The following is a 22,853-nucleotide window of genomic DNA, read 5'->3' on the forward strand; positions in this document are numbered from 1 at the left end:
GAAAATACTATGCAGCCTTACTTTTATAGCGTATCTGAGTTTTTCGCCATGGGTAAGCATGGGGTTTTTGTGTGGTCGTGCTGGGCGATAACGATTGGCGTGATGTTGGCGTTTATTATCTATAGCCGCAAACAACGACAGTCACTTATCAAACAGCTGACTATCCAGCAAGCGCGTCAAGCACAGCGAACCACCAAAACCTCAACGCCTGCGACTAAACAAGCTGAATAAAAATCATCTTAATATCAGAGTTTTAGCGTAAGAAACCGTATCCTTACACTGACAAAAATATGACCTTATAGGCAGTGATGAGGCTTATTGATTTGTCTGAAAAATGCTACCATATAGCGATTAGAAGAGTACGATTAGAAAGACATTTTCAAAACGTTTTTCTAATGGTAGTTTCTTCAAACTTTTCTGTTTTGTAGATTGATTATGGTTTATAAAACAGTGACTCATTAATGGGGTAGTGGTATGAATGCAGTTCGTCGGAAAAAACTGACTTGGGTTATGTTTACGCTGGCAGGTGCGGCAGTAGCAGTTATGTTGGTTATCTATGCCATCGGGCAGCAAACTGACTACTACTTTGATGCAACTGCGATTGCCCAAGGTGAAGCGCCTCAAGACAAACGTATTCGTGCTGGTGGTATGGTGGTTGCAGGTAGTGTGCAGCGTGCAGCAGACAATCCATTAAATGTTGAGTTTGCGATTACTGATTTTCAATCAACCGTGCCAGTGACTTACCAAGGTATCCTGCCAGACTTATTTGCTGAAAATTCAGGCGTCGTAGCTACGGGTAAAATGCAAGGCGATACTTTTGTTGCTGGGGAAGTATTGGCTAAGCATGACGAAAACTATATGCCACCAGAAGTTGCTAAATCTATGAAAGAAAATAATCGCAGCGGAGCGATACCTTCTTCTGAACAGTATAACCCTGCTGAAAAAATTCATGAGACTGAAACGCTACAACAGTAATGATTATAAGTTTTCATATCATATAAAAAAGCCACCGATTATCGGTGGCTTTTTATTGAGCTTGGTTTAGCTAATCAGCTAATCGTACTTATTAACCCTGTTAGTCATCCCATACTGGACTATAGTCAGGATGTTCAATTTTACGACCGTCAGAGCTGGCTAAGTTACCGATTTTTTCTAACTCATCTGCACTTAACTCAACCTTGATGGCGTCTAGATTGCCTTCCAAGTGATCAGGGTTAGACGTTTTCGGAATAGCCACACGATGCTTGTCTGATAAGATCCACGCTAGTGAGATTTGTGCTGGTGTTACGTTGTGCTTATCCGCAATCTCTTTGATAACATCATTGTCGAATACATCGCCACGAGCGAGTGGTGAGTAAGCTTCTAGCAAAATATGATGGTTGTTCAAAAAGGTTTGTAATGTATCTTGCTTAATGAACGGATGAAACTCAACTTGGTTTACGACAATAGGCACATCAGCATATTTCTTGGCCTCAATGATATTAGCAATATTAAAGTTTGAAACACCAATATGACGCGTCAAACCTTGCTTCTGGAGTTCACACAGCGCAGGAATGGTCTCAGATAACGGTACGCGGTCATCAGGCCAGTGCAATAGCAATAGATCGACATAATCTGTACCCAAATCTTCCAAAGAACGTTTTGCTGCTGCGACCAGTTTTTCTGGCTCAAACTTCATATCATCTGGAAAAATCTTGGTAGTCAAAAAGAACTTATCACGAGCCACGCCTGACTGTCTGATACCTTCGCCAACTTCTTTTTCATTGCCATAAGCTTGAGCGGTATCGATATGCTCATACCCCATTTCTAACGCTTTTTTGACCACATCTACGCAGTCTTGCCCAGTTGACTGCCAAGTACCTAGCCCTAGGATGGGGATGTTTGCTTGTCCAGCGGTACGAATATTATAGTTTTTAGCGCTCATATTATTATCCTTGTTATGTGTGTCTTATAATTTTCATTAGTTTTAAATGTCATCAATAGTATGGTCTAACGAGTAAATTACTATTGAGCCTGTCCACTATAGGAAAAACCAAGGACAAGTGGAAGCGTGAGTGACGGTTTCCTACAAAGGGCAAACAGGCTGTAACGTGATTTTTAATAGTTGCTTAATGCACAGTTAGTCTTTTGATAACGGTATTGGAAAACAGCACTCCCAAAATTAAAGACAAAAAAACACCCATCACTTTAAGTAATGGGCGTTTCTATTAATCATAACACCTGAAAAACTAGGTGTTTTAGACTTAAGGTCTTATTGAGCAGCAGCTTCTGTAGTTTCTGGAGCGTCAGCGCTTTCAGTTTTAGCAGCAGTGTCCGTATGTGCGCTATGATCAGTACCCCAGATTTTTGGGTACTTGTAGCCAGGGAACGTTTCATGAGCGTACTTTTTGAAAGCTTCTGAGTTATAAGCGTTGGTCACATCTTCAACCCATTTTTTACCAGTATCAGCAGATTTGATCGCTGACCAGTTTACATAAGCAAAGCTTGGCTCTTGGAACAATGCTTCGGTCAATTTGATACCAGAGTCAGTAGCATAGTTACCGTTGATAACTGCGAAGTCAACTTCATCACGTGCGCGTGGTAATTGAGCAGCTTCTAGCTCAACGATTTCGATATCGTATTTGCTGTTGTCAGCAATATCAGCTTTTGACGCAGTCAATGGATCGATGTCGTCTTTTAGGGTAATCCAACCAAGATCATCCATCATAACCAAAGCACGTGCAAAGTTACTAGGATCGTTTGGTGCAGAAACACTCATACCTTTAAATGCAGCGTCAAGGCTAGTCTTTTTACCTGAGTAGATGCCAAGCGGTGCGGTTGGTACTTGGAATACTTCAACCAAATCAAGGTTGTTTTCTTTTTTGAAGGTATCAAGATAAGGCTTATGCTGGAAAATGTTGATATCCAAATCGCCTTCAGCCAATGCAAGGTTAGGACGGACATAGTCAGTAAAAGCAATCAACTCAACTTCATAACCTTGAGCTTCAAGCGTGCCTTTTACTTGGTTACGAACCATATCAGCAAAATCACCCTCAGTCGTACCGATAACAATTTTGGTATGGTCAGGATCGATATCGCTAGCGGCAGTTTCTGCAGTGGCACCTTCGGTTACTGGCTCTTTAGTTGCTTCTGGCGCTGATGAATTGCTGCAACCAACTAAAACTAGACCTGATACACCAACAGCGGCAAATGCGGTAGCTAACTGACGGCTGATATCTGTTAATTTCATAATATGTCCTTAATAATGAATGGGGTTGAGTAAAACGTTTATCGTCTGAACATTAAAAAAGCAACATTATAAATAGTAATGCTGCTTTTGTTGTAAGAGCTGAGATAAGGGTTGAGTGTTGCCAAAAATAAACCTAGTCGCTCGTAAAGTCAAGTATTCTCTAAAGCGGTTTAACGTTTGTCTAAACGATTGGCGAGCCAGTTACCAGAGGCTTGAATCGAGACGACCATGATTGATAGTACAATCACGATAAAAATCATTACCTCGGTTTGATAGCGATAATAGCCATAACGAATGGCCAAATCACCCAAACCGCCACCACCGATCATACCAGCGGCAGCTGAATAAGAGAGCAAGCTGATACAAAGAATAGTGACTGACAATACTAAACCTGAGCGCGCTTCATTAAGTAATACTTTAATAATGGTAAAAGGCCTGGCACCCATCGACTCGGTTGCTTCGATAATACCGCGCGGCACTTCACGCAAATTTTGCTCGACCAAACGCGCAAAATAAAACGAACCAGCGATAGCAAGTACCAGTGATGCAGCGATCGGTCCGATACCTGTGCCAACGATAGCCTTGGTAAACGGACTCATCGCAATCATCAAAATCACGAAAGGGAAGGCACGCATAAAATTGGTAATACCGCCAAGCACACCGTACAACGTCTTGTTTTGCAAAAACTGTCGATCACTAGACAAAAACAAGAATACGCCAAACAGTCCACCGATGACGATTGCGACCGTGGTGGAAATACCAAGCATCACAAACGTATCAATAAATGCGCTCACGATCTCTTTGCGTAACACAAGTAACTTGTCTATAGAGGCGGATAATTCAGTACCAGTTAACATATCTATTTCTCCTGCCTCATTAGTCCTCGACGACTAGGCCTTTGCCAATCGGGGTAGTTGCCTGAATCAGACCGTCTCGCACATCCGCAACTTCTAATAGTTGTCCTTGATGCAATAACGCTGCGCGATCACAAAGTCTACGAATAACACTCATCTCATGGGTCACGATGACGATAGTCACGCCAAGCTGCTCATTGATATCGCGCAGACAAGTCAGCAAACTACGGGTCGTGGCAGGGTCAAGCGCACTGGTTGGCTCATCGGCCAACAATACTTTTGGACTAGGGGCAATCGCGCGGGCAATACCCACACGCTGTTTTTGTCCACCTGACAACTGCGCAGGATAGTGACCAGCACGATCGGTCAAATCAACAATCGCAAGACAATCCATAACGCGCTTATGAATGTCGCGACTTGGATAACCAGAGATTTTTAAGTTAAATGCCACGTTGTCAAAAACCGTTTGATTAGACATCAGATTAAACTGCTGAAAAATCATACCGATATTATGACGGGCAATACGCAGCTCACTGGCAGACAGCGTGGTTAGGTCAGTACCGTCTATCACGACTTGACCTGAATCTGGACGTTCAAGCATGTTGATTAGGCGCAATAAGGTAGATTTACCTGCACCTGAATAACCCATTAGACCAAAGATTTCGCCTTGTTTGATAGTCAGAGATGTCGGCTCAACAGCGGTAAACCAATGTGGCTTGCCGTCTTTGTCTTTGATTGATCGGTCGCTTAAAAAACTTTTGGTCACATCGTTTAAGACAATCATGTCATTCATGGAGGGCTCAAAATTTAATAAATTTTTTAATGGTTAAAAACGCGTCATCAGACCTCTTTCAATATGTAAGAAGCTTGTCAAAACGACAACAGTCAATAACCGTATAATAAGGGGCGGTAATATAGCATATTATCAGGCACTTTGGATATGCACATACGTGTCCGGCTTATGATTAATAGCTATTAAGAATAAGCAGTTAAAATGGCAAGTGTGAAGGCGATAGCTTGATAGCTATCTATATAACGATGGGGATTGATTACTCGTGATAGTTGTAATGAGGGTCATGATGAATTGGGATGGTTACCAAAAATCTAGTATGACCATTTAGCGTATCTGTAATAATGCGCCCTTGATGAGCGGTAACGATTTGTGAGACTAACGATAACCCTAATCCAGAGCCTTTGTTTTTTTGCTGTAAACGTACAAATGGGCTAAAGACTTCTTCCCGCTTGCCTTCAGGGATACCAGTGCCTTCGTCGATTACAGCCAGCACGGCATATTTTGGCAGTGGACGTTCGGGTTCAGTTTTGGCTTTCTTCATATGCTTAGCAAATAAGCCTTCTTTACGCACGACTGCGCCTGAGTTCTCATTGTTTGAGCTATTAGATTTGGCGTCATCTTTCGTATTATTTGAGCCGTTATTTTTAGTAGCGGCATCAGTAATAGAACTATCTGATTTTTGAACACTGTTCTCGATAAGAATGCCAGTATTCTCGCTTTCTACGTTGCTTATAGAGCTTGTTGATGCTACTTCAGTCACGTTAGCATTGTTGGTATTATCGGCGTCGCTAGCAGGTTCAGTAGAGTCTGGAACAGCCTTCCAAATAACTTTCTTAATTCTGTCGGTCAACTCACTGGTAAAGCTGTAATAGTCAGCAAGTAGTGATGATTCACTAGTAGTAGGTTGGGGTTTGCTAGCATTGTCTATCAAGCTGTCATCTGAAAAATCGTCGTCAATACTGACTTCATCATTGCTCTCGTTGTTCTCATTGCGAGCAACTATATCCTCACCGTTTCTGTAGATGATAGGCGTCGGTAGCTCTGCTATTGAGTCAGTTGTATCTGATTTATTTTTGTCAACCGAACTAGTAGCTTCATGCTTAGCAGTTTGGTGTTCAATTACTTTGGCATCAGCGTTTTCTTCATAATCGTCAAAGTCTAAACTGTTGTAATCGACAAAGCTGCTGCATAGCACTGTTTGTAATAGATAGTCAGGCACAGTTCCAGCTTCTTCTATGCTCTGAACACCGTATAGCAATACCGTAACAGGTGGCTTGCCATGTAGCATAGCGTTGGTAAGTAAGTTACGAATCAAATGAGTCAACATTGATGACTGACCATCTATTACGATGTGCTCACCAATCAGCGTGGCTTCAGGGTAATGCTGACGCTCTTGATTTACCAAATCGTATAAATCTAAGTTTTCAACTTGCTGTAAGGCATGACCTGCATCCAAACGACTAACCAGTAATATGCTTTCTACTAAGTCATTAAGACCTGACAAGTCTCTATTGATTGCTTGTGCACGTTTATCGAACTTTGCTTTGGTATCAGTTGGTAGCGCACCAGCCAACATATCCATCATTTCAATCTGTAGACGGATACGTGTAATCGGTGTACGCAGTTCATGAGAGGCATGTGCCAGTAGCAATTTATTGGCATCAATTAAGTGTTCAATTTTTTGTGCTGCTTGGTTGAATCCGCGTGCTAATGCAGCGATTTCATCATTACCACGCGCATTCACTCGCACCGTAAAATCACCATCACCCAATTGAGTCATTTGTTGGCTTAACTGGTCAATACGCCATGTCATCGTCCGGGCAATCAACCATAGTACACCTGCCATAATGAGCAAGAGTAGTAGCGTACCAGTGAATAAGTTCAAGGCTGCAGAAAGGACAGGTTTTTTAGGCGTTAGACGTGATTCATACAGTAAGGTATAACCTGTACTGCTATATACTTGAGCTTGCTTAGTAGGTGATGTATCTGCAAGTGATGGAAAAACGCGTGAGAATAAAGAAGGAGTAGGGGGAAGCTCTAGGGGTAGGTCACTGTTGTCAGTTTGCATAAGCAGCCGACCTTCGCTGTCATACAATCCCATTTTTGCTTGCAGTGACTCATCAAAAATATCGAAGCTTTTCTTAACGACCGCCAGCATAAAACGCGACTGCAAATGATTGTCTTTGCTGATAGAAATATTCAATTCATGCAAGAATGGATCGATTTGACCCAAGATCTGTGTGGCTAATATCTCTGAGCGAATACCAGCGTCTTTGTCATGAACAAGTTGGGTCAACAGCACCATTGCCACAGCAAATAACGTAAGTGCCAGCATAACGCTGGCAAATAGTTTGGCAAATACGGAACGAAAACCCAATTGCTGCATTAAACGATCTCTATTATTAAACGCTTGTACCGACTCATAGTACAGAGTTTACACCATGAGTCAGCTAATTAGGCATCCTTTACGATTACACCTGATCAGTGGCAAATTGATAGCCGACGCCGCGTACGGTAATAATACGCTTTGGCTGGCGTGGATTGTCTTCGATCAAAGCACGTAAACGCGAAATATGTACATCAATTGCACGGTCAATATTGTCTGAGCTGTCATCATTTGGCATCGCTTGCCAGAGTTGCTCACGATTCAATACTTTGCCAGAATGAGTGGCAAAGTAATGTAACAACTGAAATTGATGCGTGGTCAGACGTACTGGTTGGTCATCGATAGTGACTTCATGACTATCAGGGAACACACTCAAACGACCGAAAGTTAGGCTGTCTGATTGGCTATCGGCTTGATTTGGTTGCTCATGACGACGAATAACCGCACGAATACGAGCTAAAAGCTCACGTGGCTCAAAAGGCTTGGCAATATAATCGTCAGCACCCATCTCCAGCCCCAACACGCGATCGGTTGTATCGCCTTTTGCGGTCAGCATAATGATAGGCACTTTATTGGTCATGTTATTCTTGTTGCCACGAATCTTTTGACACACTTGCATACCGTCCATATCAGGTAGCATAAGATCCAACACAACCAAGTCAATATCGCGCTCTTTGGTGTCTAATAAGTCGAGACCTTCTTGACCAAGACCAGCATGATGCACGTCATAATAGTTCATGGTCAAATAATCGCTGATCAGCTCAGCCAAATCTGGATCGTCTTCAATCAATAAAATCTGCTTACTCATGGGGTGTCCTCTAATTGGTATTGTGATTTATAAAAGTATAACGTTTTTGGTAATGATGGCTGTTGGTAATAATAAATAATTAAACTATTAAGCCTCTACGTTTTCAAATATACAGAATAGCGCATAATTAAATGTGAGTCGTATTTTAATACTCGGATAATGCTATATATAGTAGGGTCATATTGCCTAATTATGCTGTTACAAAACAAGAGAAGCTTTGTTAATGTTTCTACGCAATGTAACTGTCAACGTAAACTATTACGACACAATAACTTTTTTACCTTTAGAATCAACAGGTAAGTCAGCCAAACAAATTAAGCTATCATTGCTCACCCCTGCTATCAAATACTGCTGCGTAGTAGGATCGTATTCCACTACCTCAATAGGTTGGCGTGTTAAACGCTGATCTTGACCTATAATCCAAACATTTGCAGTCAATGGTTGTAGCGGCATATAAGGAGGAGTTTGCAACTCTGTCAGATCAACATCATGTAGCGCGCGCTTAGGTACGATAGTACCTACATCTATTTGACCATAGTTGACGCGGCCTGTGACTTTCATATTTGGCAGTAACTTATCACGACTTACTTCGTTGTCGATGACATTAACATAGACCAAGAGCTTTTTGGGCTGACTGGTCGATACCAGTTTGCTGACCTGTCCCGTAAACTTGTCTGAGATACCATCGGTGGTAAAATTGACTGTCTGACCAACGGAGAGCTGTGGTTTTGCTTGTATAGGCAGGGTAGCCATAAAGTGCAGCTTGGTCTCGTCACTGATCTGTAGTAGAGACGCGCGCGCCGCCAACTGTTGTCCTGCATCAGCAGATAAGTTTTCTACTCGCCCTGAGAAACTAGCATGAATGGTAATCGAATTATACTGCGCATCTTGTTTAGCCGTATTAATGTCTGCATTTTGATTAGTGATGTTGCTATCAGTATCTATCGCAGAATTTGCTTCTAACGTTTTATCACTGTCAGTTTTTCTTACAACAGCGATATCTGCGTCTGGCGCAGCTTGTGCGGAGTTAGCATCAGAGTTTTGCGTATCTTCTTGATTGTTTTGATTAGTACCCCCTGATTCTGAATTACCTTGTTCAGGCTTTTTCAAATCTTCAGCTTTGCTAGCCGTGCCCGTACGTCTAAAGACAAGCAATGGCGTGCCTTTTTCTACCCATTGACCTTCACTAACCAGTGTTTTTTCTATACGAATCGGATGTACCGCAACAAATGTGGTCTGCTTGATAGGTTCGATATTACCTTGTAATCCGAGACTCGGCTGATACCTTGAAGGTTTAATACTCAAGATATGTTCTGGCGTCATTGTGACACTATCACTTGTGATGATAAGTGGCGTGTCTGCGGTTTCTGCTTCAGTGTCAGTAACGGCTGATTCATTTGTAGGTGACGGCTGACAAGCAGCGATAAATAGCACGCTGAATAAATAGAGGATTTTTCTTAAATGTCTAGAAGCTGTCATAACAGTCACCATTGTAATCGTCATATTATTATATAGTGAATTGTAACGTGGTGGAACGACTGTAAAATATTTACTAAACTTAAGAAAGCTGATGAATCGAATACTAAGCAGAGTTGAAGTTATATCTTTAATAAATAAGAACAGTTATTTATGATACTAATGAGTTCGAACATAATTTTGCTAATTACTGGAAAAGCAATAATAACTATGCTAAAACAAACACTATAAAATATACTGATACATTTTTATTACAAATGAAAATTATTCAGTAATATGATTGCCAGTTATATACAATACAAAATTATAATAACGATGCCTTTTATTTGAACTCTAATCTATTTATATGTCAAAGAACGGATTTATGATTAATTGGAATCATTGTTATATGTGACTTTTTTATTGGATATGCGAAGGGTAAGTTATCTTATTCAAGGCACTCAAATAACGCTAGATTTTGTAAGATTAATAATAATAAAGTGCGTATAGTACGCTATATTGATACCGCGATTAGTCAGTAGGCATCAATTGTAGAAGATTCGCTGTTATAACAAATTTCAACGCAAACAATGCAAATGTAGGTACTTATATCGATCTGACAATAGATGATATAAAAGTTTAAAATAGCCAAGCAAACTTTGTATTGCTAGATAGCGTTACGAACAAATAGTCGTTTACAGGACAATGAGAATGGAAAATAATTTTGAAGGTTTAAAAGTAATGGTAATTGATGATTCAAAAACCATTCGCCGTACTGCAGAAACTTTATTACAAAAAGCGGGCTGTGAAGTAGTGACCGCTATTGATGGTTTCGATGCATTAGCAAAGATTGTAGATAACAATCCAGATATTATTTTTGTCGATATTATGATGCCACGTCTAGATGGGTATCAGACTTGTGCACTGATAAAAAATAACCCTGATTATGCCAATAAACCTGTAATCATGTTGTCATCTAAAGATGGTCTATTTGATAAGGCACGTGGTCGCATTGTAGGTTCTGATGAGTATCTGACTAAGCCATTTAGTAAAGATGAGCTTTTTGATGCTATTAATCAGTACCGCTAATCGAATAAATATAGACTTACAGGGAGTGATTGATATTATCGCTCCAGATTATTCAATACTGAGTAATCATGATTAAAGAATGGCTACCAGTAGATTTATAAGTGCTATTTTTAATCATTTTATCTGAACCATATATCAATATATCTTCACAGATATTTTAGAACTTAAAGGAACCTCCTATGACTACCGTTTTAGTCATTGACGACTCGCCATCAGAAATGGCGAAATTTCGCGATATGCTTGCCAAAAATAACTTCCAAGTGTTGGAAGCGACCAATGGTGAGCAGGGTTGCCAGATGGCAGCTGAACATTTACCAGATGTGATTTTGATGGATGTGGTCATGCCTGAAATGAATGGTTTTCAGGCCACGCGCAAGATCACACGCGGTAAAACCACTGCTCATATCCCTGTCATTATGATTAGTACCAAAAACCAAGAAACAGATAGAGTTTGGGGCAAGCGTCAAGGCGCCAAAGAATATATGAACAAACCAGTTGATGAAAGTGGATTGGTCAATATGATTCGCAAAGTGATGGAGTAACTTGTGGCTTCTAGAGGATTTATCGAGCTTCTGCGTTTAGCAGATTTGGCACGCGCGCGCAAAAGCGGTCGCCGCGGTGGCCAAGAGTTTGATTGGCAAGGTGTGGTATTTGAAATTGGTGGGCAGCGCTTAGTTGCCCCTATGGGTCAGGTATCAGAGGTATTATCTATGCCAGAATATACTAGCCTACCTCTAGTAAAGCCATGGATGCTAGGTATTGCTAACATTCGTGGGCGACTATTACCTTTGACAGATCTGTCGCATTTTTTGCAAGTACCTAGTCGCTTGACACAAATGAGCCAACGAAAAGTTATCGTCATTGATTATGACAATAACTTTTCAGGACTGCTGGTGGATCAAGTACTTGGTATCGAACAGTTCACACAAGAACAGTATCGTCCAGAAGCCATAGATCCAGAGTCGCCGTTTGCGCCTTATAACCATGGCAAGTTTTTCAAAAATGACCAAGACTGGTATGTATTTATGCCAAGTTTGCTTGCGCAGGATACTCAGTATTCAGATGCTGCAATATAATTGTCGATAATAGAAGACCTGTCTGTTAAGTAACGACAGAGAAATAGCGACTGACATAATAGGGTTCGATGTCAGCATTTATACAGGCTTTGCTAATCATTGTTTAGATAACAATACGATTGTCAAAGTCAGCCACAATTAGACTTTGATGACTGTTTGAAAGGAAGACGCAAGATGAGTGATGTGATAAAAAAACCTGTAGCTGGTATGGCCAAAACATCAGCAGATGGCAAAAACGCTGATAGTACTTGGAAGCTATTGTTAGGATTTTTTGTTCTATTAAGTTTGGCTTGTCTGATTTGGCTAGTTAACTCGCTATCATCGGTAAGTCAGTATTTCGATAGTTTCAATCAATCCGTTATCTTGCCAGCGGCTGTATTTGCAATCGGCGCATTAGGGATTGTGTTTGCTTTGTACCAGCTACTGAAACACCGTGGTGGATCAGAGCGATCACTTATTGAGAAAGAAACCTTGCGTCGTCGCCAAGAAGCAGAAGCTGAGTCTGAGCGAGCGCGTCAAATCCAAGAAGAAAACGAACGTAACCAGATCGCTATTTTACGTCTGCTTGATGAGTTGGGTGATTTGGCAGAAGGTGATTTGACAGTCAATGCGACTGTATCAGAAGACTTTACAGGGGCGATTGCTGATTCAGTCAACTTTGCAATTGACCAATTGCGACAGCTGGTACTGGTTATTAACAGCACTGCTGACCGAGTCTCACAGTCTTCAGATCAAACGCAGATGAATGCTGTTGAACTGGCCGAAGCTTCTGAACACCAAGCACAAGAAATTGCTGGTGTATCAGCCGCTATTAATGAGATGACTGTCTCAATTGATCAGGTTTCAAACAACGCTGCAGAATCTGCAACGGTTGCCCAGCGTTCAGTTGCTATTTCTCATAACGGGGCAGAAGTTGTACAGCGCTCTATTGAGGGTATGAACGTTATTCGTGACCAGATTCAAGAAACATCAAAACGTATTAAGCGCCTTGGTGAATCTTCGCAAGAGATTGGTGATATCGTTGGACTAATTAACGATATTGCTGACCAGACCAACGTTCTGGCATTGAACGCCGCTATTCAGGCATCGATGGCAGGGGAAGCGGGCCGAGGTTTCGCGGTTGTTGCTGATGAGGTACAGCGTCTGGCTGAGCGTTCAGCGAACGCTACTAAGCAGATTGAAACATTGGTAAAAACCATTCAGGCTGATACCAACGAAGCAGTTATGTCGATGGAATCAACAACTTCTGAAGTTGTACGCGGCGCACGCTTAGCGAAAGATGCGGGTGAAGCACTAGAAGAAGTACAGAGCGTTTCTAATACTTTGGCTGACTTGATTCAAAACATCTCAAACGCTGCATTACAACAGGCTGAGTCTGCGGGTCATATTTCTCACACCATGAACATCATTCAAGATATTACCTCACAAACGTCTTCCGGAACGATGGCAACAGCCCGTTCTATTGGTGAGCTAAGTGAAATGGCAGCAGCACTACAGGAATCGGTAACAGGCTTTAAGGTATCGAACGACGACGAGCTAGTAGATTATGAAGTGTTAGATACGGAAGGCGCATTGAAAGAAAGCGTTTAGTGGTTAGTTACTCTTTTAGAGCCAGATTGATAGTATTCTATTGTTCTTTATATTGAACAAAGTTGCTGCTGTAAGAGTGATAAAAAGAAGCCGTAATTATAGTAGGTGATTTGTCTAGCTTAGGTAATGTTGGTAAGCCAAATCATCTGCTTATACAGTTGATCTGACATTAGGTAATACTTTGATGAAAGTCGACAGTTTGGATGTGCAACGATGGCAAAAGTACATAGAGCAAGAGACTGGATTTGTGCTGCCAGACATACAGCTACAGTGGTTGGCCAATGCAATTGACTGTACGGCTATGTCGAATGGATTGAGCGTTCAACAATTATGGTATCAATTATCGAGAAACAATGAGTTGCGTCAGCAGTTGCTAGATAAAGTGCTCATTCATGAGAGTCGCTTCTTTCGACATAGACCCTCTATCGACTTTGTCACAGAATATGCATTGCAGCATCGTAAAGCGGACAACATTGATAGTTTGTTTCGTATTTGGAGTGTTGGCTGCGCAAGTGGACAAGAAGCTTGGTCATTGGCCATGAGCTTGGCTGCACAGCGATGCCAAGACTATGAAGTATTAGGGACGGACATCAGTGGAGAGGCTATTAAAAGCGCACGGTTGGGGCAATATGATAACAGGCAGCAAACTTTAATCCCGCAATCGTGTCAGCCGTTTGTTCAGCCGCTGCCATCTAAGAGTACATTAAACAGATTGAAGCCTAGCACATCAGAAGCGGCTAATAGTATGCAGGAAAATTGGCAGGTAGCACCTGTATTGCAGCCATATGTCAATTTTTCTGTACACAATATTATTGAACAAAAACCACCCACTACGCATCTTCAGAATGTGATTATTTGCCAAAACATGCTGCTATATTTTCGTAAATTTGATCAGCGTGATATTTTGGCACGGTTATCAGAGCAGTGCACGTTAGAGGGATATATTATATTGGCTCCAGGTGAGGCGTTGTTCTGGCGTCCTTCAAATATGCGCCGCATTGCGCACCCACAGGTTAATGTGTGGCAAAAAATTAGTGCCTAAATTAGTGCATAGACGAGTTAGGATAAACCTATGAAAAACCAGCCCAATGACATCGTGACGTTTCAGTGGTTGCTACCATTATTCAATCAGCAGTTAACACAGATGTCTGACGGTTGGCAATTAGGTGAATCTAGCATCGACCATGAGCAACTGACATCAAGTTATCATCAGATTAGTGGTGCGCTCATCATACTTAAGCTTCCCTTATTAGCGGGTGTTGCTAGTAAGTTGAGTCAACTCGCAGGATTACAAAGTTGTGACGATTTTTCTATTAAAGAGCGCCGTATAGGTCAGTTCTCTCATCGATTATTACAACGAGAGATCAATCAGTATGCGCGTACAGGAATCTATCATAGAGGTCTAATAAGTAGAGCAATTGATGAGCTGACCCAAGCTTTGTCTCAACGAGATATAGAAACTGACATTCTTGTAAATGTTAGTGACGTTCAGCATGAATACGCAAACGATCATGCGAATAACGAAAATATTATCAATAATATTGAAGCCGCCCTACCTACAGAACAAACTACTGCTAGCTTGACAAGTGAACAGTGTCAGCAGTTGCTACTCGTATGGCGTCAGCAAGTACAAGCATTACTAATCACTAATACAAATCACTCATCAGCACTCAGTACCTTAGAAAAAGCTAGCCAGTATCTTAGGCAGACAACACACGATAGTGGTTTACAAAGACTATGGTGTTTGACTGAGTTATTGCTCAGTGATCTGGCCCAAAACGAAACGCCACTTCCTGAGCGTTATGCACCATTATTAGGTCAGCTTGATCAAATTATAGAATCTTGTACCCAGTCAAATGAAGTACCTTCAACTATAGTTGTAAGATTGACCACCGCAATCTATGTTGAATTGAGTTATCTAGCGCACAGTAGCAAACGTACTCAGTCTATTTTGGATAAAGTATCTCAAAGTACCACGACAGCGTCTCGTTTTTTACCGCAATTATTAACTCAGCTTGATGCGCTTATTTTCAAACTGGATGAGCCAGATAGCTTGGTAGCTCCTTTACAACATATCAGAGAGCAGCTCAAAAACCGAGGCTGGACTTACTACGTGTCTCAGGTGGAATCCATCCTTTCAGATTTGAAACAGTCTCTTGTATCAGAAACAAGTTTTGCGCAAGAGCAGTGGCAAATTGAACGCAAGCTGCAAGAGCTATACAACGCTATTTATAGTACTGAGCAAACCATTTCTCTTAAGATTGGTGATGCGACCTCTTTCGCTACTGTGCCTGAAGTGATGAATAGTAATGAGACAGAATTAACAGGTAAGCATGACCCTATTCCTACCGATGATGGCCTACGTGAGCTTCGAATTGCAGTAGAAGAGATAAAGCAAAACTTCAACGACTATATACAACATCAAGATATTGGGTTATTACCAGCGTCTACTGATTTTACCAGTATTGGTCAAGCCTTTGACGATATGGAATTGCCAGAAATTCGTCATACTATGGATGATATTGGTAGTTTATTTACACAGTTAACTACTCGTAATATTACTACCCCGAGCTGGAGTTTGGTACAAGCGTTGGCTGAAAGCTTAACGTCTATTGAACTATTACTTGATTATCTTGCACAGCAGGTTTTCGATCAGCAGTTGCTTAATTTAGTAAATGAACATACGGCCAGAGCAACACAGCTTCTTGATACTGATATCGAATCATCAGAAGGGATTAACAAGACTGTACTCACTCAAGAGTCAGCTGCGACAAATGTTGTACGTTACGATGATAGTGGCGAGATCAGCCCTGTTATTAATATAGATGATGCAAATGTAGTTGAACAAGATAATGCGAGTCTGTCCAACAGTACTGAAAGTGATGCACTAAAGCAGGCTCGTGAACACGTGAAGCCTGATAACTTTGAAACAGATGAAGATGTCCACGATATCTTTATTGAAGAAGTGACTGAAATTATTACTGATCTTGAAGATTTTCTTCCTATCTGGGCGCAAGACTCACAAGATCTAACACCATTGACTGAAGTGCGTAGAGGTTTTCACACTCTAAAAGGCTCAGGTCGTATGGTTGGTGCCTTTAGTATCAGCGAGATAGCATGGTCAATCGAAAACCTACTCAATCGTTTATTAGATAAAACATTGCCAGTAACAGATGATGTGGTAAATCTAGTGGTTGATACCACAAAAATTCTACCAGCATTGGTAGCAGATTTTTCAGCCCAGCGACCACCAAGCTTTGACCCTGCGATTACTATTTTACAAAGTAGTAATCTTATGAGTCAGCAGCCGGTCAACACTGGACTGACGACAGCTGAAATTGCTCCTAAAGAGGTTATGTCAGAAGATGTAGAATTAGAAAAATCGCTACTAGAAATTGATGATGCTGATAACGATTCTAATGAGAATCGTACTGAGTTGGTTACTGACTCGAATAACAACGAAGCAAATACCAACGAATATCTATCTACATTGGATATTCCAGAGAGCCTTGCACCTTTTATTAGAGAGACTAATCAACTACCAGCTGATGCCGACGATGCAGATCCTGATATCAAAGAGATATTTATAGAAGAAGCCAATGAAGTATTGGCAGAAATTATGCCGTTGTATGAAAGCTGGCAGAAAAATTCGACCGATCTAGAGGGCTTGAAAGATATTCGACGTGGTTTCCATACCTTGAAAGGTTCGGGCCGCATGGTAGGCGCTAACTATACAGCGGAATTGGCATGGTCTATAGAAAACATGCTTAACCGTGTTTTAGATAACAGTATCGCTATCTCAGCTGATATGCGTCAGTTGATTATAGATGTACTGGCAGTTTACCCCAAGATGCTTGTAGCATTTGAACAGGGTACTCAAGACTATCCAGCTGTTGTCCCAGTATGGATTGCATGTGCTAATGCGTATAGCAAACAGCAAGGTAATGGATTTAGCTATGCTGCGTTGTTTGCACAATCAGTAGATAGCTCTATAGATGAGATGGAAGAAAAGACGCCATGGTCTGATACGGCTGAGACTCGCTATGCTTATGATGACAACAGTAATGAAGCCATAGACTCTACCTTACAGACCTTTCGTTCGGTCAATGAAAAAATGGCAGAGGCAGCAGTTGTCCTTACTCCTCAAACTGAAGAAGAAAAAGCATTTTGTAAGATCTTTATTGATGAAGCAGAAGAGTTGCTTGATTGTATCGAGCAGTTTGTCAAAGACAATAGAGAACAGCATCATATAGAAATCACAGATGAAATCGTACGCGCATTTCATACTTTGCGCGGTGCTTCTGGTTCTAGTGCTTTGGCCGCTATCAGCGAAGTCAGTGCGACCATCGAGCATAGCTTGGAGTCATTACAACAACAAGATATAGGCATGAATGCTCAGCACTTAGCAGCATTGGCCCAGTCAGCCACACTAATAGAGGGTTATCTAAATAACTATAAGCAAAATATAGAGCCGCACGATGCATCAACAGAGGACGATGGGTCGCAGAGTCAGCATGATATAGCATCATTGCAGGCCATGCTTGATGAGCAATACGTGGCTAATGACACTACTGTCATGACCAATAAGAAACCGACGATAGAAGAGTTATTAGACAGTAATATTGATACGTTGCTCGATGCTGAGTGGGAATTAGATGATGCGTTGAATCATACTGAGATAGAGCATATTCAAGACTATATAGAGCAGCAAATCTCTCAAATAGCTTCTCTTATGGAAAAAGCGCAAGCATTTCCAAAATTTGTCACAATTTTAGATGAGCTGGGTAATGCGTATCGCTACTTAAGTAATCATATCGATAAAGCTCAAAATCAAGACATTCAAGCGATATTGCATGCAGGTCATGCTCAGCTGATTGGCTTGTTCGATGCCTTAGCTGGAAGTACCTCCTTAAAAATAGATAAACAAGTCATTGATGAACTACAGAGTATCTATCAAGAAAGTAATGACAATGAGGACCTCGGTTTCATCGTTAGAGCCGTTCCAGCAGCTGACCTACAATTTGAAACCATTGACACTGATGCCGAGCTGTTAGAAATATTTTTAGAAGAAGCACAAGAGCTTGATACTGCACTAGATGAAAGCTTCAATAAGTGGCGTGCCGATATCACCAATATCAATGCGCTGAAAGTTCTACAGCGTCATTTGCACACGATTAAAGGTGGTGCACGGATGGCTGGTATCCGTAGTATTGGAGATTTGACCCATGAAGCAGAAAGTGTCTATGAGTCGTTTGTAGAGAATCGAAGAGCGCCAACCGCGCAGTGGCTTGAAATCATGCAAATGGTGCAAGACACGATGTCACTACAAGTGATGCATATCGTGAGTCATAAGAAATCTTTCTTTACTCCAGAGCTCATTGAGCAGTTGCGCCAGCTTGAAAAAGCAAAAACGTTACCAGAGGTAATTGATCTAGTCATACCAGTACCGAAAAATCACTTTGAACCTACAGAGCGTAGCATTGCTGCCAATGTTGTTGACAGTGATAATGAGGTATTGAGTACCCTAAGTCTGGATAGCATGATTAAACAATCATGGGCTAACGGACTCCCTGATCCTGATATATTAGCGGTATTTTTAGAAGAAGCAGAAGAGCTTACTAATCGTAATAAGTATCTGCACTTGTTCTTAAAAGACACGAGTAATACTACAGCGTTGCAAGCGCTCCAACGTGACTTGCATACCATAAAGGGTGGCGCACGAATGGTCACTGCCTCTGGTATTGCTGACTTAGCTCATGAAATGGAGTCAGTCTATACAGATTTTGTCAGTAATCGACGTCCAGCCACCAAAAAAGTATTAGAGTTGCTGGTTGCAAGTCATGACTGGCTAGCTGATGCAGTATTTATTCTTCAACAACATGTTAATCCACCAACGCCTACGTTGTTGATTGAAGCATTGGAGCAGTTTGGTAGAAACCCTGATAGCCTAAAAACGATACCTAAAGAGTCTCTACAAGCCCAGCGTGAAGCAATCTTGATTGCCAAAGAAAACCAAGGTTCGCAGTATCTTGCAAAAGACATCAGTGAAATGCCGTCTATGCTTAGAGATACTCATGAGGAAGATCAGAGCGCTAGTAGCAATGAGATGATTCGTATCTCAGGTGGTTTGATCGAGCACATGATTAATCTATCTGGTGAGTCAGCGATTAACCGTGCTCGTATCGATATGGGTATCAGTAGTCTAACAAACAGTATTGAAGAGATGAGTACGACAGTACAACGCTTGGCAGATCAGCTACGTCGTATGGAGATCGAGCTAGAAGCACAAATTTTGTCTCAGATAGATGAGGAGCTCATCGATAATGAAGACTTTGACCCTCTAGAAATGGATCAATACTCATCTTTGAATCAGTTGTCTAAATCTTTAACAGAGTCAGCCTCGGATTTGGTTGATATTAACCATACATTATTAGAAAAAACCCGTGATAGTGAAAGCCTACTGCTACAGTTGTCTCGTACCCAGACTGAACTGCAAGATGGTTTGATGAATTCACGTATGGTGCCATTTACGCGCTTGACACCACGTCTTGAACGTATCGTACGTCAAACAGCTAACGAGCTTAATAAGTCTGTTGAATTGTCCATCATTAATGCTGATGACGAGATGGATAGAACCATCCTAGAGCGCATTACTTCACCGCTTGAGCATATGTTACGTAATGCTGTCGACCATGGTATTGAAACCACGTCAACTCGTCTAAAGTCAGGCAAAGAGCGTAGCGGCCGTATTACCCTTGAGGTGCATCGTGAAGGTAGTGAGATCGTCATCCAATTAGCAGATGATGGGCGAGGCATTGATGTTGAAGCAGTACGTAGTAAAGCCATCTCTCAGGGTCTAATTGATGCAGACGATAATAGTCTGTCAGACCTTGATATTATGCAATACATCTTCAACGCTGGATTAAGTACGAGTCAGCAAGTGACTCAGATCTCTGGACGCGGCGTTGGTATGGACGTTGTTATTAGTGAGGTTCGCCAACTAGGTGGCTCAGTATCCGTCGTTTCAGAGTTGGGTAAAGGCTCTAGTTTCACAATGCGTCTACCATTGACGGTAGCCGTGTCTGACGCGTTGGTTGTTCGTGCTGCAGATCGCTACTACGCGATTCCATTGGTACAGATTGAGCGCGTGGTTCGAGTGAATCCAGAGAAGCTCTATGACTACTATCAATCAAATGATGCTACATTAAATTTCGAAGACACTGAGTATCGAATACGCTATCTAAATGAAATTTTATCAGGCAATAAGTTAAATGAGTTGGTGGTAAATACCAATACCAGCTTACCGCTTATCATTATTAAAAACCGTACTGGACAGAATATCGCTTTGCAAGTGGATCAGATTGCAGGTTCGCGCATAGAAGTTGTTGTCAAACCTTTAGGCCAACAGTTATCAAATATTCCAGGGGTTTCAGCTGCTACTATCATGGGTGATGGCTCGGTCATGCTCATCTTAGATCTGATTGCTCTTATGCGTAATGCGCAATTGGTCAAAAACATTACGAAAGCCGTTGATGCCAAAAGAGGGCGCATAGAGTCCAAACCTACCATTCTAGTCGTCGATGATTCAGTGACAGTGCGTAAAGTAACCTCACGTTTCTTAGAGCGCCAAGGGTTCAATGTGGCAGTCGCTAAAGATGGTATTGACGCAATTGAAATATTGCAAGATATGACACCAGACATGATATTGCTTGATATCGAAATGCCTCGTATGGACGGCTTCGAGGTCGCCACTCAAGTCCGACATAATAGTCGTCTAAAGCAAATTCCGATTATTATGATAACGTCACGTACTGGCGAAAAGCATCGTGAGCGTGCCTTAGAGATTGGTGTAAATGACTATATGGGTAAACCATTCCAAGAAAAAGAGCTGCTTGATAAAATGCAAAAATTACTAGGTGAAGGGGTCAGCCTGACTAATGAAGGATAATGCACGTGTTTTAGCGCTGCGAAAAAAAAATAGAAACGACATTAAAGTGATGGTGGTGGCAGAAGACCATCGCCAGCGCATGGCGTTTTCAGATACGGTACGTGGTTTCGGCTTTATGCTAGCCGGCTGTGTGTCACGAGCACAGTGGCATGAAACAGGTGAGCTTTCTAACTCAGCTATCGATATTTGGCTGATAGACAGTGATTATGATGACAGTGTGGCAATAGCGACGGTGGCATCTAAACCAGCAGCAGTACTGGTAGGCTTCAGTCAGGCTCCGTACCTAAACGAATCCCAAGAATATGCAAAATGGCAGCGTAAGTTAAAGCGTAAATTTGCCCAATTGCTTGACTTGCCAATATTGGTAGATGCTCCAGCTTACAAGAGTGCTGATACTGACTGGCATTATGTTGTATTTTTAGGTGCTTCTATGGGTGGCCCTAGTGCAGTTAAAGAGTTTTTAGATAATGTGCCAGCCACACTGCCAATTTGTATTTTATTGGCGCATCATTTCAATCAGGCCATGATTGGTACGTTGCCCCGCATACTTAACCGTCACAATGACTGGCGCTGTAAGATTATCGCTTCTTCACAGCGGCTACGAGCAGGAGAGTGTCTGATAGTCCCTATTGATAAGCAGGTTGTCTGCGATTCAACAGGTCGCGTGATACTATTGGATCAAGATTGGCATGGTGAATATAAGCCTGCAATCGGACAGCTGCTCAAAAATACTAGCGATGTTCATGGTAGCGAGCTTATTAATATTATATTTTCAGGTATGGGTAATGATGGCTCTCAGTATCTAGATTTAATCCAAGATAATAACAGTCAATTATGGGCACAAGATCCGAGATTAAGCGCATGTCCAAGTCAACCTCAGGCTATCATTGACTCAGGGCATTGCAATTTTGTTGGTAGTCCTACCGATTTGGCAAAAAAACTAACCGATTACATTGGTGAAAGGGCAGATAGCCATTCACATTAACTTATTGCGAGTGACGTATGACACAAATTTTAAAACATTCGTTTGAGGCTGTGAGTCTGTTGACTACCAACAACGGTATGCTTGACGTCACTATTGTTCCAGCAGTTAACCAGCCGGACTGGATCATTCCAAGTAGCCTAATTTTGAGTGTGGATGAGTCCCAGCAGCAGGTTTCTAGGTACGACTGGCAACAGCAAGATTTGGCTGTATTTCATTTGCTACTGCAAGATCAAATCCCAGACAAAATGGTTGTTTTGGAAGGTAATACGACTGATCACCGTTTTGCCTTACAGACAGCAGGTGATTTGCGTCAGCTGCAAGCACGAATTTCTGAAGTGAAAGATGTAGAGACACCTGAACAGTTTAGTACTGCCAATGGCGAAGATAGGGAAGAGTACTTTAATAAAAATGACGTCTCATCCTACCTATATCAAACAGTGATGATTGATGACGAAATCTACTTAGTGCCAGATTTGGATAAAATTGCCTATCACCTGATTGATTCGGATAGCTAGATTCTTATCGCTATTTAAGGTATTCTCCGTTCTATAAATAGTAAGCCAGTAATGTTAATGACTTCATCTGTTGAAGAGCATTAGCTGGCTTATAAAACTGATTAGAGATAATTCCTGATAAAGGT

At 41.6% G+C, this 22,853-nt stretch carries 16 protein-coding genes and 1 pseudogene; 10 read left to right on the forward strand and 7 right to left on the reverse strand.

Translation table 11 applies throughout. The features are described from left to right. The first annotated feature begins 9 nt into the window (after positions 1–9). Both ccmD and ccmE read left to right on the forward strand, forming a co-directional pair. Positions 10–231, forward strand: coding sequence for a heme exporter protein CcmD (gene ccmD / locus ACQKCG_RS07500; protein ID WP_101206028.1), 222 nt, complete (start codon positions 10–12; stop codon positions 229–231). 243 nt (positions 232–474) lie between these two features. Beyond that, positions 475–975, forward strand: coding sequence for a cytochrome c maturation protein CcmE (ccmE, locus tag ACQKCG_RS07505; protein ID WP_101206027.1), 501 nt, complete (start codon positions 475–477; stop codon positions 973–975). Positions 976–1,075: 100 nt separating this feature from the next. Here the strand turns inward: ccmE and ACQKCG_RS07510 are convergent, their stop codons facing one another. From ACQKCG_RS07510 to ACQKCG_RS07540, 7 genes are all read right to left on the reverse strand, one after another. Continuing rightward, positions 1,076–1,924, reverse strand: coding sequence for an aldo/keto reductase (locus ACQKCG_RS07510; RefSeq protein ID WP_101206026.1), 849 nt, complete (start codon positions 1,922–1,924; stop codon positions 1,076–1,078). A 327-nt stretch (positions 1,925–2,251) separates the two neighbouring features. Next, a complete protein-coding gene (locus tag ACQKCG_RS07515; protein ID WP_101206025.1) occupies positions 2,252–3,229 on the reverse strand; it encodes a MetQ/NlpA family ABC transporter substrate-binding protein in 978 nt (325 codons plus the stop codon). Between the two features lie 170 nt (positions 3,230–3,399). Then, positions 3,400–4,086 (reverse strand): methionine ABC transporter permease, encoded by a 687-nt coding sequence (locus ACQKCG_RS07520; RefSeq protein WP_057761583.1) that lies wholly within the window; start codon positions 4,084–4,086, stop codon positions 3,400–3,402. 19 nt (positions 4,087–4,105) lie between these two features. Then, complete coding sequence (locus ACQKCG_RS07525; protein WP_057761581.1) at positions 4,106–4,876, reverse strand: methionine ABC transporter ATP-binding protein; 771 nt, start codon at positions 4,874–4,876, stop codon at positions 4,106–4,108. Between the two features lie 256 nt (positions 4,877–5,132). Further along, entirely contained in the window at positions 5,133–7,262 is a 2,130-nt protein-coding gene (locus tag ACQKCG_RS07530) for a sensor histidine kinase (protein ID WP_101206024.1), read from the reverse strand. A gap of 85 nt (positions 7,263–7,347) precedes the next feature. Then, a complete protein-coding gene (locus tag ACQKCG_RS07535) occupies positions 7,348–8,070 on the reverse strand; it encodes a response regulator transcription factor (RefSeq protein WP_057761578.1) in 723 nt (240 codons plus the stop codon). 258 nt (positions 8,071–8,328) lie between these two features. Further along, positions 8,329–9,549 (reverse strand): efflux RND transporter periplasmic adaptor subunit, encoded by a 1,221-nt coding sequence (locus ACQKCG_RS07540; RefSeq protein WP_101206081.1) that lies wholly within the window; start codon positions 9,547–9,549, stop codon positions 8,329–8,331. Between the two features lie 687 nt (positions 9,550–10,236). Between ACQKCG_RS07540 and pilG the strand changes: the two genes are divergently transcribed. The 8 genes and pseudogenes from pilG (at position 10,237) to ACQKCG_RS07580 (ending at position 22,728) form a co-directional block, all read left to right on the forward strand. Then, positions 10,237–10,614 (forward strand): twitching motility response regulator PilG, encoded by a 378-nt coding sequence (pilG, locus tag ACQKCG_RS07545; RefSeq protein WP_057761576.1) that lies wholly within the window; start codon positions 10,237–10,239, stop codon positions 10,612–10,614. 179 nt (positions 10,615–10,793) lie between these two features. After that, the gene (locus ACQKCG_RS07550) at positions 10,794–11,156 is read left to right on the forward strand and encodes a response regulator (protein ID WP_057761573.1); all 363 of its coding nucleotides are present in this window, start codon (positions 10,794–10,796) and stop codon (positions 11,154–11,156) included. A gap of 3 nt (positions 11,157–11,159) precedes the next feature. Next, positions 11,160–11,690 (forward strand): chemotaxis protein CheW, encoded by a 531-nt coding sequence (locus tag ACQKCG_RS07555; protein WP_057761571.1) that lies wholly within the window; start codon positions 11,160–11,162, stop codon positions 11,688–11,690. Positions 11,691–12,218: 528 nt separating this feature from the next. Beyond that, positions 12,219–13,280 (forward strand): annotated as a pseudogene (locus ACQKCG_RS07560) (methyl-accepting chemotaxis protein); the annotation flags it as partial. Positions 13,281–13,464: 184 nt separating this feature from the next. Beyond that, positions 13,465–14,322 (forward strand): CheR family methyltransferase, encoded by an 858-nt coding sequence (locus ACQKCG_RS07565; RefSeq protein WP_101206022.1) that lies wholly within the window; start codon positions 13,465–13,467, stop codon positions 14,320–14,322. Positions 14,323–14,352: 30 nt separating this feature from the next. Further along, positions 14,353–21,228 (forward strand): Hpt domain-containing protein, encoded by a 6,876-nt coding sequence (locus tag ACQKCG_RS07570; RefSeq protein WP_101206021.1) that lies wholly within the window; start codon positions 14,353–14,355, stop codon positions 21,226–21,228. Beyond that, positions 21,218–22,213, forward strand: coding sequence for a chemotaxis protein CheB (locus tag ACQKCG_RS07575; protein ID WP_101206020.1), 996 nt, complete (start codon positions 21,218–21,220; stop codon positions 22,211–22,213). Before ACQKCG_RS07570 ends, ACQKCG_RS07575 begins: the two co-directional genes overlap by 11 nt. A gap of 17 nt (positions 22,214–22,230) precedes the next feature. Continuing rightward, positions 22,231–22,728 carry a hypothetical protein gene (locus ACQKCG_RS07580; RefSeq protein ID WP_101206019.1) on the forward strand — a complete coding sequence of 166 codons (498 nt, stop codon included), beginning with the start codon at positions 22,231–22,233 and terminating at the stop codon, positions 22,726–22,728. Positions 22,729–22,853 lie beyond the last annotated feature (125 nt).

It is taken from the genome of Psychrobacter sp. NPDC078929, from assembly GCF_050267985.1.
In the GTDB taxonomy this organism is placed as follows: Bacteria; Pseudomonadota; Gammaproteobacteria; order Pseudomonadales; family Moraxellaceae; genus Psychrobacter.